The organism is Streptomyces sp. NBC_00019 (genome assembly GCF_045041015.1).
Taxonomy (GTDB): Bacteria; Actinomycetota; Actinomycetes; order Streptomycetales; family Streptomycetaceae; genus Streptomyces.
The window spans coordinates 10,340,031-10,355,931 of sequence record NZ_CP108302.1; the positions used below are offsets into that span (position 1 = coordinate 10,340,031).

Below are 15,901 nucleotides of genomic sequence, written 5' to 3' on the forward strand. Positions count from 1 at the left end.
GCGGGTGAGACGGTGCGGGTGATCAGAGGTTTGCGGTTCAGGGGGTTCCGGTTCAGAGGTTGAGGATGTCGAGGGCCCACTCGGCCGCCAGGACGCCGCCCAGGCCGAGAACGGCGAGCACCGTCGTGTAGGTGGTGCGGACCTTGATCGCCTCGACGACGGAGAGGTTGAAGTACTCCTTGAACAGCCAGAATCCAGGGTCGTTGACGTGGGAGCACGCGATGGAACCGCAGGCGACGGCGAGCACCATGATCTCCGGGTGGACCCCGCTGCCCGCCAGGAGCGGCAGCACCACGCCGGAGGCCGTGACGACGGCGACCGTCGCCGAGCCGAGCGCGATGCGGAGAATGACGGCGACGAGCCAGGCAAGGACGATCGGTGAGATGGACCAGCTGTCCGTGGCGTCCTTGATGTAGTCGGAGATGCCGCCTTCGACGAGGACGTTCTTGAAGGCCCCGCCGGCGCCGATCACCAGAAGGATCATTGCCATCGCCTTGGCCGCTGAGGTGCAGGAGGCGCCGACGTCGTCCAGGCTGCGGCCGATCCGCGGGCCGAACGCCCACGCCGCCAGGCAAAGGGTCAGCAGCAACGCGATCGGGGCCGAGCCGATGAAGGCGACGGTGTGCAGGAGCGGGCTCTCGGTGGAGGTGGCCATGTCGGTCACGGCGGCGGCCACGATCAGCACCACGGGGAAGAGCGCCACGAACAGCGACCAACCCAGCCCGGGCATCTCCTCGTCGGTGAACTCGCGCTCGCTGACCAGTCCCTTGGGGATGGAAGGGTTCATCGCCTTGATGAAGGGAAGACGAGGCCAGGTCAGGGCGATGAGCGCACCGGCGGGAACGGCTATGAACAGGCCGTAGAACAACGTGAGTCCGACGGAGGCGTGGAAGGTCGCGGCGACCGCGGTGGGGCCGGGGTGCGGCGGCAGGAAGCTGTGCATGGTGGACAGGGCGATGGACATCGGCAGGCCGACCCACAGCAGCTTCGTTCCGGTGACCCTGACCAGGGTGAAGGCTATGGGCACCACGATGATGAACGCGACCTCGTAGAACATGGTCACGCCGATCAGCATGGACGTGACCACCATGGCCACCTGTACCCCACGGGGGCCGAAAGCGTCCAGGAGCTTGCCGGCTATACGCTGAGCGGCGCCCGAGTCCCCCATGATGCGGCCGACCATGGCACCGAGTCCGATGGTGAGCATGGTGTCGCCGATCTGGTCCCCGATGCCTTCGGAGAGGACGTCCGGGATGGTCGCCACCGGGATTCCCCGGACCAGTGCGACGCCGACCGCCACGAGCAGGAGGGCCGCGAAGCCGTTGACTTTCAGCTTGGTCATGAGGAGCAGCAGAATCAGAACACTGATCCCGACTACGAGTATGGGCATGACAGTTCCCCTTTGAACTGTTGGCTGGGCAGTTGGACGCTCCGTCGGCTCTGGACGGCCCGACCGGCGTACGGCGAGAACGGCCGCAGGTCTCGGAAGGCAGAGGGCACTGGCGCGTGGCAGAGCCGGGGGCGGCCGGGCACGAGAGGTGACCGGGTTCGTCAAGCGGGTCGTCGTACGGCGCCGACCAGGCTCAGACCGTGGTCCAGCACCTTCTCCAGATCGGCAAGGTCGACCGGGCCAGGGTCGGTGAGCGGGGCGCGCACCGGGCCGACCGGGAGGCCGCGCAGCCGGGCGGCGGCCTTGACCAGGGAGACGGCGTAACCCGGCACCCGGTCGCGCAGTTCGACCAGCGGGACGTAGAACTCGCGCAGGAGTTTGGTCACGCCCACGTCGTCCCCGTCCCGCAGAGCGGCGAAGAAGGCGTTCGCGATCTCGGGTGCGAAGGCGTGGACGGCCGACGAGTAGGCGGGCACGCCGACGGTGGCGTAGGCGCGGGCCTGGATCTCGGCGGTAGAGGCGCCGTTGAAGAAGAGGAAGCCGTCGGGCGCGGCCAGTGTGAGGCGCTGGAGCCGGTCGAGGTCGCAGTGTCCGTCCTTCAGACCGATGACGGTGGGGATTTGTGCGATCCGGCGCAGACTGTCGGCGGTGAAGGCGACCTGACCGCGCTGGTACGCGATGAGTGGCAGCCGGGTGCCGTCGGCGATGTGGCGCAGCTGCTCCACCAGACCGTCCTGTGGAGCGCCGACCAGGTAGTGGGGCAGTACCAGGGCGGCGTCCGCACCGGCTTCCTCCGCGATACGGGCGAAGCGCAGCGCCTGTGCCCAGCCGTAGCCGATGCCGGCGACCACCGGCAACCGGCCGTCGGTGATCTCGACCGTGGTCCGCACGACAGCCCGGTACTCGTCCTCGTCCAGCGAGAAGAACTCCCCGGTCCCGCAGGCCGGGAACACCGCGCCGGGTGCGCTGTCCAACCGGTCGGCCAGGTATGCCCGGTAGGCGTCCAGGTCGAGGGCGCCGTCGTCCCGGAAGCTCGTGAGGGGGAAGGACAGTACTCCGCTCGCCATTCCCTCACGGAGCCGCTGGACGACCCCTGCGGCCTCGATGCTGTTTGTTGTCATGCCTGTCGCCTGTCCCTGTATGCAGATGCTGTCTATGTATGCAGATGGAGGCTAGAACCATGAACCCGATGGGTCAATGGGTGCGCAGACACGAATAGCCGCGGAATTACGATGAGCGCATGTCAGAGACGAGAGGCCTTCGCGGGGTGAAGTCAGCGGCCCGGACCGTCGTGCTGCTGGAACTCCTCGCCGAGCGGGGTGAGCAACCCTCGCGCCTGGATCAGCTCGCCGAGGAGCTCGGTGTACCGCGCAGCAGCATGTACCAACTGCTCCAGACCCTCGTCGAATACGGCTGGGTCCGCACCGATGCCACCGGCTCCCTCTACGGCATCGGCATCCGCGCGCTGCTCACCGGCACCAGCTACCTCGACGGCGACCGGCGCATCCGCCTGGTCCGCCCGTACCTCGACGAGGCGTCGGACGCGCTCGGCGAGACGATCCACATGGCACGACTCGACGGCACGGACGTCGTCTACCTCGCCACCCGCGAGTCCCACGAATACCTGCGCACCATCAGCCGGGTCGGCCGTCGCGTCCCGGCCCATGCGGGCGCGCTGGGCAAGGCGTTGCTCGCCGAGCGCGCCGACGACGAACTGCCCTTCACGGACGGGCTGTTGACCGCCCTCACGAAGAACACGCACACCGACCGTGCCGCGCTGCTCGCCGACCTGTCCCAGGTGCGCGAGTGCGGCTACTCCATCGACCGCGAGGAGACGGTGCCCGGTATCGCCGGCTTCGGCTTCGCCCTGCGGTACGACACACCGGCCATCGACGCCATCAGTTGCTCGGTGCCGGTGGCCCGGCTGACCAGGGAACACGAGGCCCGCATCATCTCCGTGATGCAGGAGATACGAGCGAAGATCGAAACCCGCCTGCCGCCCGTCTCCGGCGTACCCGACTGGCGCTGAGGCCGCGAGCGCACGTCCGGCTCTTCGTCGTTGAACCGCCAGCGTTCCACCGACCGGACACTCACCAGCAGTTCCTTCGCTGCCGACGGGGCCGGTCGGGCCATGAGCAGGAAGTCGAGCAGCCGGTCGGCGGCCTCCGCGTGGTCGGCGACCTCCGCGACATCCGCCCCGGCCGCCGCGCCCGTGGGGGCGGGAGATGCCGAGCAGCCAGGGCCGCAGCGAACGCCGTCGGTTTCGATCGACGCCCGGCGCCGTCAGGCCTCCTTGGAGGTCGCCGACATGACGCCCTCGGCCACGGCTGCGGGCGTCGCCGTGGCGCACTGCCCCGGCGGACAGCGGGAAAGGCGTGGTTGGACACCGCGCGAGCGCACTCGTCATAGAGCTCGGCGAAGGCGTCCGGATCCCTGGCGCGTATCCGGGTTCGCATTTCTGTGGTCACGCACGCAACTGCCTGTGGGGATCAGCGAGTTCCAGTGACGCGTGTCGTCTTCTCCCCGCATGCTCCTAATGTTGTGCACTTTCTTGACGGTAGTCGCCATACGGCATAACTTCATGAAGTCCTTCCTCCGCTCAAGGGAGAGCGCGATGCCCCCGGCCCCCACCGCGTCAGAACGCACCCTCCAACTCCGCCGAGTCGCCCTCTCCGGCATGTTCGGCACTGCCGTGGAGTTCTACGACTTCCTCGTCTACGGCACCGTCGCCGCACTCGTGTTCGGTGAACTGTTCTTCCCCGGCGCCGACCCCGCAGTGGGCACGATCGCCGCGTTCGGCACCTTCGCCGCCGGCTACGTGGCCCGCCCGATCGGCGGCATCGTCTTCGGCCACTTCGGCGACCGCCTCGGCCGCAAGAACATGCTGCTGGTCACGATGGGCCTGATGGGCGGTGCCAGCTTCCTCATCGGCGTGCTGCCCACGTACGACACCGCCGGTGTCTGGGCCCCGGTCCTGCTGATCACCCTGCGCGTGGTGCAGGGCATCGCCATCGGCGGTGAGTGGGGCGGCGCGACCCTGATGGTCGTGGAGCATGCTGGCGAGCGCCGCCGCGGCCTGTGGTCGAGCTTCACCCAGATGGGAGCCCCGCTCGGCTCCCTGATCTCAGCCTCCGTGGTCGCCCTGGTCTCTACCCTCCCCAAGGATCAGTTCGCGGCGTGGGGCTGGCGGGTGCCGTTCCTGCTGAGCGTGCTGCTGCTCGGCGTCGGCCTGTTCGTCCGCCTCAAGGTGGTCGAGAGTCCACTGTTCGCCGAGGTGAAGAAGGACCGCGCCGAGTCGAGGCTCCCCATCCTCGACGTCCTGCGCCGCCCGAAGCCCGTGCTGCTGGCCTGCGGTGTCGGCATCGGCGCCTTCACCGCCCAGTCCCTGCTGACCAGTTATCTGATCGCGTACGCCACCGGCATCGGCTATCCCCGCCCGCAGGTGCTCACCGCGCTCACCGTCTCGGCCGCGGTCGCCCTGGTGGTCCTGCCCTGCGCGTCCGTGCTCTCCGACCGGATCGGCCGCCGCCCGGTCGTCCTCACCGGCGCGATCCTGTCCGCGGCCACCGCCTTCCCCGTCCTCGCGCTGGTCGACTCCAGGTCGTCGGGAGCCCTGATCCTGGCCGTCGTCATCGGCCACGGCATCTCCCAGTCGCTGATGTACGGCCCGCTGGGCGCCCTGTTCAGCGAGATGTTCGGCACCCGGGTCCGCTACACCGGCGCCTCCCTCGGCTACCAGGGTGCGACCCTCGTGGGCGCCGGCTTCTCCCCGTTGATCGCCGGAAGCCTGGTCGCGAGCAGCGGCAACGGCACCCCCGTCGCCCTCCTGCTGTGCGGCGGCTCGCTGATCACCGCGCTGACGGTGTGGTTCGTCCGCGAGACGAGCCGTACCTCACTCGCCGAGGAACCCACCCCCGAACTCCCCACCACCCCTCACACGGAGGAGATCACCGCATGAGGCACAGCACCCGGATCGCCTGCACGGCAGCCCTCCTGCTCACCCTCACCACCGCACCCGCGGCGGCCGACGCGGGCCCCACCCACGTGGACGGCCAACTCCCCTCCGGCGCCACGTACATGATGGACGTCCCCACCACCTGGAACGGCACCGTCCTCCTCTTCAGCCACGGTTACAACGCCGGCCCCGCCAACCCCGCCCAGGACGCCCCGGACGCCCCCACCAAGGCCCTTCTCCTCCAGCAGGGTTACGCCCTCATCGGCTCCTCGTACGCCAGCACCGGCTGGGCGGTCACCGACGCGGTCCCCGACCAGCTGGCCACCCTGAAGACCTTCACCACCCGCTTCGGCCAGGCCTCCCGCACCATCGCGTGGGGACGGTCGTACGGCGGCCTGGTCACCACCGCGATAGCCGAGCGCGCCCCGGACGAGATCGACGGCTCGCTCTCCATGTGCGGCCTGGTCCACGGCGGCGTCGCCAACTGGAACAACACCCTCGACCCGGTGTTCGCCCTCAAGACGCTCCTGGGCTCCGACGTCCCGCTGGTCAACCTCCCCAGCCAGGAGGCGGCCACCGACGCGGCGAACACCCTCACCGCCAAGGTCGACTCCGCCCAGTCGACGGCCGAGGGGCGGGCCCGTATCGCCCTCGCCGCCGCCCTGCACAACATCCCGGTCTGGAACGCGCCCACCCAGACCCGCCCCGCCGCCACCGACTGGGACGCCCAACAGGCCAACCAGTACGACGCCGTCAAGGGCCTGCTGAAGATCGCCGCCTTCAACAGGCGTCAGGAGGCCGAGACCCGCGCGGGCGGCAACATGTCCTGGAACACCGGCATCGACTACGCCCGACTCCTCGGCGAGTCCTCCGTCCGCAAGGAGGTCACCGAGCTCTACAAGAAGGCCGGCCTCTCCCTGAACAAGGACCTCGCCGCCCTCAACCGCGCCCCGCGCATCAAGGCGGACCCGAACGCCGTCGCCTGGATGAGCACCACCAGCAGCTTCACCGGCCGCCTGGCCAAGCCCCAGCTCTCCATCCACACCATCGGCGACCCCCTGGTCCCCGTCCAGACGGAAAGCGCCCTGCGCCGCGCGGTCACCGCGGCCGGTTCCGGTCCCCTCCTGCGTCAGGCCTACGTCGACAACGCCGGCCACTGCACCTTCAGCCCCGCCGAACAACTGGCCGCCCTCCACACCCTGGAGGACCGCCTGACCACCGGCAGCTGGCAGGGCACCGACCCGGCGTCCCTCAACTCCCGCGCCACCGCGGCCGACCCCACCACCCCCACCCGTTACATCACCTACCGCCCCACCCCCTACCTCCGCCCCTACGACCTTGCCCACCCCGCCGACCGCCGGTGACCTCGTACGACCGCCTGCCGCACGGTCGGCGGGCGGTCGTACCCTTGCCCCCGTGGAGGACGACGACATCCTGGACACCGCGGAGGGGCCGCAGCCGCGCCCGCAGTCGCTCATGCTCACCTTCTTCGGCAACCACGTCCTGGAGGAGGGGGACCTGGGCGTCTACTCGGGCAGCATCATCGACGTCCTGGGCCGCGTGGGTGTGGGCGAACAGGCCGTACGCTCCACCCTCACCCGCATGGTCAACCGAGGCCTGCTCCAGCGTCAGCGCGAGGGCCGCAAGATGTTCTTCGGCCTGACCCCGCAGGCCGGCCGCGTCCTGATCGACGGCCGCACCCGCATCTGGAAGCAGGGCGCCGTCAACGACGACTGGGACGGCTCCTGGACCCTGCTCGGCTTCTCCCTGCCCGACTCCTGGAAACGCCAGCGCCACGACCTGCGCTCACGGCTCACCTGGTCCGGATTCGGCGCGCTGTACAGCGGCCTGTGGATTGCCCCCGGTCACGTGGACGTCTCCTCGGTGGTCACCGACCTCGGTCTCACGGCCCACGTCAAGATCTTCCACGCCCAGGCCGCCGAGGTGACCGACATCGAGCAGATGATCTGCGACACCTGGGACCTGGAGTCCATCGCCGCCCGCTATGTCACCTTCGACAAGCGCTGGAGCGCCCACCTGGGAAACGGCACCGACCACGACCCGATCGGCACCCGCCTCCGCCTGGTGAGCGACTGGCTCCGGACCATCCGCACGGACCCGAGACTCCCGGCCCGCCACCTTCCCCCGGCCTGGTCGGCCCGCCCCGCCCAGGAAACCTTCCACCGCGTCGCGCAACAGACCCACCCGGCACTGAAGGCAGCCCGAGCGACTCTGGAGACGACACATCTCCGCAGCCAGCTAGTGCCGTGATCACGAACGTTCACGGTGTCGGCGGCCATGCCGTCGGCCTGCCGGTGTGGCGGTGGGAGTTCAGCCGACCTCGTTGCCTGCGCAGCAGTGCTTGATTCTGCGCCCACCAGGGGTCGTAGCTTCCGTCGTCCTTCTTTCCCCGGGCGATCTCCCGGTAGACGGTGGACGTGCTCTTCCTGATCGCGGCGGCGATCGCGGTGGGCGGCTTCCCGGCACGCAGTCCGTCGGCGATGGCGATGCGGTCGTCTTGAGTGAGGAAGCGTGGCGAGATGGATCCATCGGGGATGATCATGCTTCCAGCTTCGATGAACCACTTGGATCCGCAGCTGGTGGATACGCCCACTTGGCGGGCTGCCGCAGCCCCCTTCAACCCCTGACGCACCAGCTCGAAGTACTGCCGCCTGGCGGCGGTCGGCTTGCGGTTGGCTCCTCCACGAGGCATGCGAACGATCTCCTTTCGGGGCGTTCGCAACCATCGATGGAATTAAAGGCGTCTACCCCGTCGTCTTCATTGACGCCATCAACGTGAAGATTCGGGTTCTGTCGACGATCTTGTGATGCGGGCGCTCGAGGCTCACCGTGTGAGGAGGACGCGTTTGCGAAGGAGATCGAGACTGGCCCTGCCGAACATCTGGCGTTTCAGCATCTTCAGCCGGTTGATGTTGCCCTCGACGGCGCCAGAACTGTGCGGCAAAGAGAGCCCGTTGCGGACCGCGTCGAAGTCGCGGCGGAGGTTGCGGGCGAAGCCCGCGAGCGGAGCCAGACTGTCGCGTTCGACGTCGGTGATCCAGTCTTCGAGGCGGTCGCCGTGGCGTCCGGTCATCATCACGGCGAACTTCCTGACGTGAAGCGTGAGCCGGTCAAGTTCGGGATCGCGCTCACGCAGCCGGTGCAGCTTGTCGGCGCCCTCATCCCGCAGGTGCTCGGGGTGGGTCATGATCCAGGAGGTGACCTCGCGGACCGACGGGGGCTTCGGTCCCGGGTCGGGTGCGTGTCCGCGCCCGGTCCGGTAGCGCCGCAGATGCCGCTGAACAGCCAACTCGCCGCCGGGATAGCCAAGTTGCTTGATCTCGCGGTAGAGCTGGGCGGCGTTCCTGACGCCCTCATTCCAGCGCCGGTGCAGGTAGCCGATGTATGGGTCGACGACATGTGCTCGTTGGAGGTTCTTGGCCACGACCTCGTCGGCGGAGCGGGCATTGACCAGTTTACGGATGGTGGCCTGGTGCAGCCCGAGCTTCCGGCCGATCGCCGCCTTCGACATCCCCTGCTGCCAAAGCTCGTGGGCGGCAGCATGCTGCTCACGCAGCCGGGTCACGATCTTCAGTTCGTTCGGCGGCTGGACCACCTCGGGCTCCGCCTCCACGTGGTCGGGGCCGGAGGCCGATCCGGGAGGCGTTTCGGCCAGGCGGGAGCGATAGGCGTTGACCGTCTTCTCGACCGCATGGCCGAGGTTGGCCCACAGGTGATAGCGATCCGCGACCTGTTCGGCCTGCGGGGCCCCGGCTTGAGCGCCCTCCGAGTAGCCGCTGGAACGGTCCCGGCAAATGACCCGCACCTCGGGGTGATCGCGGAGCCAGGCGGCCAGGTCCTCGCCTTCGCGGCCGTCGTAGAGGTGCAGCGGCCGGTGGGTGGCCATGTCGATCAGGACCGTGCCGTAGTGGCGGCCCTTGCGGAAGGCGAAGTCGTCGACACCGAGGATCTCCACCTTGCCGATCTCCGGCTCGGGCAGGGACCTGACCAACCGCAAAAGCGTGTCCTTACCTATGGTGAGGCCGACCGCGGCCGCCAGTCGGGCTCCTGCCCGGCCGGCCAGGGCCAGCCCGATCTGCGTCAACACCCCGCGCAGCAGCGGGGTATGCCGACTGTGCGGGGTGGTCAGTCCCGAGACCTGTTCGGCGAACGTCACCGCCGTGCAGGCAGGGTTCTCGCAGCGGAAGCGGCGCACGCATAATTCGATCACGACACCGAGCCCGCCCGCGGCGACATCACGCAGCCTGCGTACGTACCGGCCGTGCACCCGGGCCGAGCTCTGGCCGCACCGACAGGAGCCAGTCGTCGCCCGCACCCGCGTTCTCAGCACTACCTGGTCCGGTCGCCGCTCAACCTCCTCGATCAGCAACGCGGACAGGTACGGAAACAGCTCCAGGAGCACATCACGAGAGCACGCGATGCATGATCGCGAACAGTCGGAACGAGCCGCTCAGCCGTCCGGATCACAAGATCGTCGACAGAACCAAGATTCGCGATGGCCAAGTAGCGAACAGGCCGATCTGCGTGGCCCTGGCGGTCACTGCCGAAGGGCATCGCGACATCCTCGGGCTGTGGGCCGGCGACGGCGGCGAGGGCGCGAAACACCCGTTGGGGATGCTGGTGCCATCCGGTAGCTGTCGTCACTGTGTCCTCTGGCAGGCAGCTTCGAGAAGTTGAGGCCCTGCCCGAACATCCCGATCACCGCCACCTGGGCAGAACGGATCGCGCTTTTACCACAGGGAACCCAGCTTCGGACCCTGGACCTTTCGAGGTTCCGCCCGTTGCCCGTCGACGTGAGGATCACGGCAGCGACATTGCGTTCGGACTAACGCCATGCGACTCAGCTTGGAAAGCTGTTGTCGCCGTTGGCGACAGGCGTATACGGGGAGTGACATTCAAGGTGAGATCATCACATTGCGCCAACAGTGAGTCCCAGGGCCATGCCGATCGATCCCATGGCTGTCGCGGCCTTACGCACCAGCGACAACGGGGAGGAATCCACCCATGAGCCTTCGATCAGCATGCGCCCGCCTCACCCCGGGCGCGAGCTCGAACCGTGCGCCTCATCCAACTGCCCTGCGGGGTCTCTGGTGGAAGCCATCACCGTGTGTGACCACGGCGGATCAGTAAAAGCAGGTGCAGGACCCTGTCGACCGAATCTCGTAAGGAAGGGATCTCGTGCTGGGTGTCGAACGCGTACTCCATCCTCTTTTAAATGAGCATCGTGCCACCATCGACCGGCAGCGCTGGACGTTCGTGCCAGCGGCCGAGACTCGGGAGATCTTGACCGCTCTCGGGGTTCCGCAGTCGGCGATGGATGAGATGGGTGTGCTCAGCGATCTGCTTCGCTCCGACCCGACCCTGCCGTTCCGGGCCGCGAGCAACGGGCGGTTCTGCACCGACTTCGGCACGCACGAGGCGTACCGGACCGAGGCCCAGCCGTTCGTGCTCACGGCCGAGGAGGACTTCGACCGGTTCGACTCGGGGGAGCTGCGGGTCTTCGATGAACTCGCCCCCCGGCTGTGCATGAACGCCGCGTTCCAGGGTCTCCTCACGATCAACGCGTACATACTCGCGACGCTGGCCCCCCGGCATCGGCCGCTGCTCGACTACTCGTCCGACCAGTGGATCACGACGGTCTTCAACGCCCGCACCATCACCACCCCGGACCTGATCGGCGAGCCAGCGCTGGAAGGGGTGCATAGCGACGGCGTCGATCTGTCGATGACGACCTTCCTCAGCCGTGTGAACATGTGCCGGGACTCGGCGGTCACCGACGTCCACGAGATGGCGCAGGTCAACGGGGTGCGCTGGGACGAGATCGATCCCCAGTACCGCATCGCGACGGCTCAGCACTGGGATCTGCTCGATATTCTTCTCGTGGTAGACCACGAGAAGAAGCACTCCGTGTCGCCGCTCCGGGCCGAGGACCCGACGGCTCGGGCGACGCGTGACGTGCTGACGTTCTTCAGCCGCAAGCCCGCGGCCGAGGGGCATGTGTCGTACGACCACGACTCACGTCAGCCCCATGAACGCCACCCGTGCCGGGTGGATGTCGCGGTCGTGCGTGATCGGTGATGCGCGTGGATCACTACTGCGACCCCGGCCGGTTCCGCTGCGTCGACCACGCCGTCGAAGACATCGGAACGGCCCTGCGCGACCTGTGCTCGGGCGCGGTGCCGGCGATCAGGATTCCCCGGTTCCTCTCGGCCGCCGACGCCAAACATCTGACTAGCTCTTTCCTGCAGTGCCCGGAGGTCGAGGAGCGGCAGGACGGGGTGTGGGGGAAGTATCTCGGCGCCTACCACTACCGCCGTACCTTCGAGGACTACCGAGCCCAGATCGATCGTACGAGCGCGGTGTTGTCGGAGCTGCTCAAGGCGGTCGGCGATCCGCTCGAGCACCTGAACGACGAGATCGGCGCCGCCCTGCTGTCCGGCCCCTCCGCACGGAACCGGCCGGCCGTCTGGCACGGGTCGCCCGTGGCGACCGCACGGATGTCGGCATGGCTGCCGAGCACCGAGTATCTGCTCGACGCACACGACGACATCGGTCAGCTGCGCGATCCGGAACAGAAGGGTTTCGAGCCGCAGCGGATCCCCGACGACGGGGTGATCGCGGTCAACCTCTACACGTCGAGCCCGGCCGAGGGCGGAAAGCTCCGGCTATGGAACGTCATGTCGAACACGGCGGTACGCCACGAACTCGGCATCGCCCGCTCCGGCTATCCGTACCCGGGGAGCTTCCTCGACGCGTACGACTACATCGACGTCCAGCCGCGGACGGGTGATCTGGTCCTGATCAACGGGGCTATTCCGCACGCGGTGACGCTGCATCAGGCCGACGAGCCGCGGGTGGCCGTCAACTACTTCTTCGGCAGACTCGGCGAAAGCATCATCCGATGGGTGTAGTCGGCCACCGGGCTCCGGCTTCCGGCCTCGACGAGATACGGGCCCTGCTCAAGTGGAGTGAAGCGCCGGCCGCCGCGGTCGCCGCCGGTGTCGGGGAGACGGACTTCGGCACCGCGCCGGAGGTGCGGTCGGCCCTCCACGACGCCGTGGCGCGGAGCTGGTTCGGGTATCCGGAGCCGGAGGCCGTCGCGGAGTGCTGTGATGTGTTCGCCGCGTGGGCCGCCGCACAGTACGGCTGGCGGCCGGCGCCGGAGGCCACGCGGGTGACGCCGGGGGTGCTGCCCGGGTACTGGTCAGTGCTGCGGTACTGCGTGCCGGAGGAGTGGCCCGTGGTGGTGCCGAGCCCCGGCTACGGACCGCTCGCGGAGATCCCCCGCCGGCTCGGCCGCCGGGTGCTGCGCGTCGCGGCGGAGATCGAGGACGGTGCGTGGGTCAACCGGGCGGACACGCTGGAGCGGGCGATGGGCGGGGAGCCGGCACTCGTCGTCCTGTGCAACCCGGACAATCCGACCGGCGCCGTGTCCCCTGCCCGGGAACTGGCCGAGATCTCGGAGGCCGTGGAGGCGTCCGGGGGCCTGGTGTTCGCCGACGAGATCCAGGCACCCCTGGTGCTCGGTGGTGGCCGGCACACTCCGTACGCCGCCGTGAGCGCCGAGGCGGCTGCCCACTCGATCGTCGCCCACTCGGTGACCAAGGCATGGGGGCTCTCCGGTCTGCCCTGTGCCCATCTGGTCTTCGGTACCGACGAACTGGCGTCGGCCTGGGATGCGCGTGACCGCCGGTGCTCGCCCGCCACCTCGGCCCTCGCTCTGGTCGCCGCGACCGCTGCCCACCGGGGCGGGGCGCACTGGCCGGCCCGGGTCACCGCTCAACTGGAGCGGAACGCGCGGCACTTGGAAGCCGCGATGTCGGTGCTGTCCCCGCACGCCCCGCGGCCCCGGGGAGGCTTCTTCGCCTGGTTGGACCTGCGGTCCTGGCTGCCGCAGGACGCGGGCGCCACGGCCCTACTGCGCGACGTCGGGATCGTTGCCGCCGACGGCGGCGAGTTCGGCGTGCCCGGCTGGGTCCGGCTCAACTTCGCCGCCGCCGAATCCGTCGTCACCGCGATGGTCGATCGGCTTCTCGAGATTCCGCAACTGCGCACGTCGAAGGGAACACGGTGAGGATTCTCTCCTTCAAGCCGGGGCACGACGGTGCCGTGGCGCTTGTCGAGGACGGCGAGCTCCGTTTCTCGTACGAGAGCGAGAAAGACTCGTTTCCGCGGTACGGGGAAGTCACCCCGACCGCGGTCGCCGAGGCCATGGCGAACACCGACGGCATTCCCGACGTCATCTGCATCAGCGGCTGGGCCAAGGGGTTCCATTCCATGGACCGGCAGCTCGGCGCCGGCTACTTCGGCTGGTCCGAGGAGAAGACACGGACCGGGAAGTCACGGATCTTCGGCCGGGAGGTCACCACCTTCACCTCGACGCACGAGCGGTCACATCTCATGTCGGCCTTCGGCATGTCGCCGTTCGCGCCGGACCAGCCGGCCTATGGCCTGGTCTGGGAGGGGAACATCGGCAGCCTCTATCTGTATCGGCCCGGCGGCGAGGTCGAACTGCTCCGGTCCGTCATGCTCGACCCCGGCAACAAGTACCAGTACGTGTTCGCCCTCGCCGATCCGACGACCACCGACGAGAACGGCGGATTCCGCTACTCGAACGCCGGCAAGATGATGGCGCTCACCGCGTTCTCCGACGCCCTCGAGGACACCCCCGACCAGCGGAAGCTGATCGACTCGGTGCTCGCGAGGGGGAAGATCCTCAAGGAGGCGGCGAAGTCCGACTTCCTGGGCAGCCCCTTCTACAACGTGGGTGTGGAGAGCCAGGAGTTCAAGGACCTGGCCTGGCGGCACTCCGAGCGGATCTTCCACTCCTTCCTCGACTCCGCCCGGGAGGTTTTCGTCGAGGGATATCCGCTGCTCGTCTCCGGCGGCTGCGGCCTGAACTGCGATTGGAACGCGAAGTGGCGTGACAGTGGCCTCTTCCGGGATGTCTTCGTGCCCCCCGTGCCGAACGACTCCGGATCCGCGATCGGCACGGCGATCGATGCCCAGCGTCATCTCTCCGGGGAATCCAAGATTTCCTGGAACGTCTACAGCGGGCAGGACTTCGTGGTCGACTGCCCGGAGGAGAGCGCCGAATTCGAGTTCGTCTCCGACGATCCCGCCGTCATCGCCCGCGCACTCGCCGACGGCGCGGTCCTCGCCTGGGTCCAGGGCAAGGCCGAGATCGGTCCGCGGGCGCTGGGCAACCGGTCGCTGCTCGCTTCCCCGCAGACGCCCGGCATCCAGGAACGCCTGAACTGGATCAAGGGGCGCGAGGGGTACCGGCCCGTGGCGCCGATGTGCCGGCTCGAGGACGTGTCGCGGTACTTCGAGTGGTCGGGGCCGAGCCCGTTCATGCTCTTCTTCCAGCGGGTCCGGGAGCCGGAGTTGATCCCCGGCGTGACCCACGTCGACGCGAGCGCACGGGTGCAGACCGTCACGGCCGAGGAGAACCCGCGCATCCACGCCCTGCTCACGGCTGTGGACCGGGCGTCGGGCGTCGGCGTGCTGTGCAACACGTCGCTGAACTTCAACGGCAAGGGGTTCATCAATCGCCTGTCGGATGTACGCGAGTACGCACTCGCCCGAGAGCTCGACGGATATGTGCACGAGGGCCGTTACTACCGGACTCGATCGAACTGAGAAAAGGACTGCCGACCGTGACCACCTCTCACGTAGCGCTTCCCGACCTCCCCGGGCGTCAGTGGGTCGACGGGAGCTGCCACTGCGAGAACGTGTCGTTCTCGATTGCCCTGACTCAGAATCTCACGATCTCGATGTGCAACTGCGGGATCTGCTACAAATCCGGACATCAGGAACTGATGATGCCCGAGGAATTCTTTGTCCTGCATCGCGGGCAGGAGTTTCTGAAACCGTACCGGTTCGGTACGAAGATCGCGGATCACACGTTCTGTGTGGTGTGCGGAATCATGCCTTTCTACCGTCCGCGTTCGCACCCCGAGGGATTCTTCAGCGTGAACGCCCGGTGCCTGGAATCGCTCGACTTCGCGGACAGTATCGAGTACGCGGAGTTCGACGGCAAGAACTGGGAACAGAGCATTTCCGCCGGCCAGCACAAGCTCACCGAATAGTCCGGACCAGAGGGAGTGGTGACATGGGGAGTCGCATGAGGACGGTCAACTCGGGGAGCATGTTCGAGCGAGAGTTCGGCTACTCGCGCGCGGTGCGGCTCGGGCCGCTTGTCTGTGTCTCCGGATGTACGGCGGCTGGCCTGACCGGCGCGGACACGCAGGACATGGCCGTACAGACCGCGGAGGCCATGCGCCGGGCGGGCGAGGCGATGGAGCAGCTCGGGGCCACCTGGGCCGATGTCGTGCGGACGCGGTTCTTTGTCACGGACATCGAGGCGTGGCAGGCCGTGGGCGCCGTGCACAAGAAATTCCTCGGGGACGCCCGGCCGGCGACGTCGATCGTCGAGGTCCGCAAATTGGTGCTGCCCGAATTGCTGGTCGAGGTCGAAGTCGACGCATACCTTCCGTGACTCAGTGAATGGACCGTGACCGTGCCGGAGGGGG

General features: G+C 68.1%; 14 protein-coding genes and 1 pseudogene. 11 read left to right on the plus strand and 4 right to left on the minus strand.

Going from position 1 to position 15,901, the window contains the following annotated elements:
• Positions 1 to 52: 52 nt before the first annotated feature.
• On the minus strand, positions 53 to 1,390 hold the full coding sequence (locus tag OHU89_RS47940; protein ID WP_405652594.1) for a gluconate:H+ symporter: 1,338 nt from the start codon (positions 1,388 to 1,390) through the stop codon (positions 53 to 55).
• A gap of 161 nt (positions 1,391 to 1,551) precedes the next feature.
• Positions 1,552 to 2,511: a 5-dehydro-4-deoxyglucarate dehydratase gene (locus tag OHU89_RS47945; protein ID WP_405652596.1), complete on the minus strand. Its 960-nt coding sequence runs from the start codon at positions 2,509 to 2,511 to the stop codon at positions 1,552 to 1,554.
• Between the two features lie 119 nt (positions 2,512 to 2,630).
• Between OHU89_RS47945 and OHU89_RS47950 the strand changes: the two genes are divergently transcribed.
• The 4 genes from OHU89_RS47950 to OHU89_RS47965 all read left to right on the plus strand — a co-directional run bounded on the left by OHU89_RS47950 (position 2,631) and on the right by OHU89_RS47965 (position 7,616).
• Entirely contained in the window at positions 2,631 to 3,419 is a 789-nt protein-coding gene (locus OHU89_RS47950; RefSeq protein WP_405652598.1) for an IclR family transcriptional regulator, read from the plus strand.
• Between the two features lie 585 nt (positions 3,420 to 4,004).
• The gene (locus OHU89_RS47955) at positions 4,005 to 5,348 is read left to right on the plus strand and encodes an MFS transporter (protein WP_405652600.1); all 1,344 of its coding nucleotides are present in this window, start codon (positions 4,005 to 4,007) and stop codon (positions 5,346 to 5,348) included.
• Positions 5,345 to 6,709: an alpha/beta hydrolase family protein gene (locus OHU89_RS47960; RefSeq protein WP_405652602.1), complete on the plus strand. Its 1,365-nt coding sequence runs from the start codon at positions 5,345 to 5,347 to the stop codon at positions 6,707 to 6,709. Before OHU89_RS47955 ends, OHU89_RS47960 begins: the two co-directional genes overlap by 4 nt.
• A gap of 52 nt (positions 6,710 to 6,761) precedes the next feature.
• Positions 6,762 to 7,616, plus strand: a complete 855-nt coding sequence (locus OHU89_RS47965; protein WP_405652604.1) for a PaaX family transcriptional regulator C-terminal domain-containing protein — start codon at positions 6,762 to 6,764, stop codon at positions 7,614 to 7,616.
• A 10-nt stretch (positions 7,617 to 7,626) separates the two neighbouring features.
• Here the strand turns inward: OHU89_RS47965 and OHU89_RS47970 are convergent, their stop codons facing one another.
• Both OHU89_RS47970 and OHU89_RS47975 read right to left on the minus strand, forming a co-directional pair.
• Positions 7,627 to 8,058, minus strand: coding sequence for a helix-turn-helix domain-containing protein (locus tag OHU89_RS47970; protein WP_405652606.1), 432 nt, complete (start codon positions 8,056 to 8,058; stop codon positions 7,627 to 7,629).
• Between the two features lie 132 nt (positions 8,059 to 8,190).
• Entirely contained in the window at positions 8,191 to 9,768 is a 1,578-nt protein-coding gene (locus OHU89_RS47975) for an ISL3 family transposase (protein ID WP_405652608.1), read from the minus strand.
• Positions 9,769 to 9,851: 83 nt separating this feature from the next.
• Here OHU89_RS47975 and OHU89_RS47980 point away from each other — a divergent pair.
• From OHU89_RS47980 to OHU89_RS48010, 7 genes and pseudogenes are all read left to right on the plus strand, one after another.
• Positions 9,852 to 9,986, plus strand: a pseudogene (locus OHU89_RS47980) (transposase); the annotation flags it as partial.
• 558 nt (positions 9,987 to 10,544) lie between these two features.
• Entirely contained in the window at positions 10,545 to 11,444 is a 900-nt protein-coding gene (locus OHU89_RS47985; protein WP_405652610.1) for a 2OG-Fe dioxygenase family protein, read from the plus strand.
• Between the two features lie 5 nt (positions 11,445 to 11,449).
• Entirely contained in the window at positions 11,450 to 12,277 is an 828-nt protein-coding gene (locus tag OHU89_RS47990) for a hypothetical protein (protein WP_405652612.1), read from the plus strand.
• On the plus strand, positions 12,268 to 13,440 hold the full coding sequence (locus OHU89_RS47995; protein ID WP_405652614.1) for an aminotransferase class I/II-fold pyridoxal phosphate-dependent enzyme: 1,173 nt from the start codon (positions 12,268 to 12,270) through the stop codon (positions 13,438 to 13,440). The genes OHU89_RS47990 and OHU89_RS47995 overlap by 10 nt, the downstream gene beginning before the upstream one ends.
• On the plus strand, positions 13,437 to 15,008 hold the full coding sequence (locus tag OHU89_RS48000; RefSeq protein ID WP_405652615.1) for a carbamoyltransferase C-terminal domain-containing protein: 1,572 nt from the start codon (positions 13,437 to 13,439) through the stop codon (positions 15,006 to 15,008). The genes OHU89_RS47995 and OHU89_RS48000 overlap by 4 nt, the downstream gene beginning before the upstream one ends.
• A gap of 17 nt (positions 15,009 to 15,025) precedes the next feature.
• Positions 15,026 to 15,457 (plus strand): GFA family protein, encoded by a 432-nt coding sequence (locus OHU89_RS48005; RefSeq protein ID WP_405652616.1) that lies wholly within the window; start codon positions 15,026 to 15,028, stop codon positions 15,455 to 15,457.
• A gap of 23 nt (positions 15,458 to 15,480) precedes the next feature.
• Positions 15,481 to 15,867 carry a Rid family hydrolase gene (locus OHU89_RS48010; protein WP_405652618.1) on the plus strand — a complete coding sequence of 129 codons (387 nt, stop codon included), beginning with the start codon at positions 15,481 to 15,483 and terminating at the stop codon, positions 15,865 to 15,867.
• Positions 15,868 to 15,901 lie beyond the last annotated feature (34 nt).

Excerpts from the sequence above, each read along its gene's own strand:
- OHU89_RS47940 (WP_405652594.1), bottom strand. The coding sequence starts at position 1,390 with ATGCCCATACTCGTAGTCGGGATCAGTGTTCTGATTCTGCTGCTCCTC.
- OHU89_RS47945 (WP_405652596.1), bottom strand. The coding sequence starts at position 2,511 with ATGACAACAAACAGCATCGAGGCCGCAGGGGTCGTCCAGCGGCTCCGT.
- OHU89_RS47950 (WP_405652598.1), top strand. The coding sequence starts at position 2,631 with ATGTCAGAGACGAGAGGCCTTCGCGGGGTGAAGTCAGCGGCCCGGACC.
- OHU89_RS47955 (WP_405652600.1), top strand. The coding sequence starts at position 4,005 with ATGCCCCCGGCCCCCACCGCGTCAGAACGCACCCTCCAACTCCGCCGA.
- OHU89_RS47960 (WP_405652602.1), top strand. The coding sequence starts at position 5,345 with ATGAGGCACAGCACCCGGATCGCCTGCACGGCAGCCCTCCTGCTCACC.
- OHU89_RS47970 (WP_405652606.1), bottom strand. The coding sequence starts at position 8,058 with ATGCCTCGTGGAGGAGCCAACCGCAAGCCGACCGCCGCCAGGCGGCAG.
- OHU89_RS47995 (WP_405652614.1), top strand. The coding sequence starts at position 12,268 with ATGGGTGTAGTCGGCCACCGGGCTCCGGCTTCCGGCCTCGACGAGATA.
- OHU89_RS48010 (WP_405652618.1), top strand. The coding sequence starts at position 15,481 with ATGGGGAGTCGCATGAGGACGGTCAACTCGGGGAGCATGTTCGAGCGA.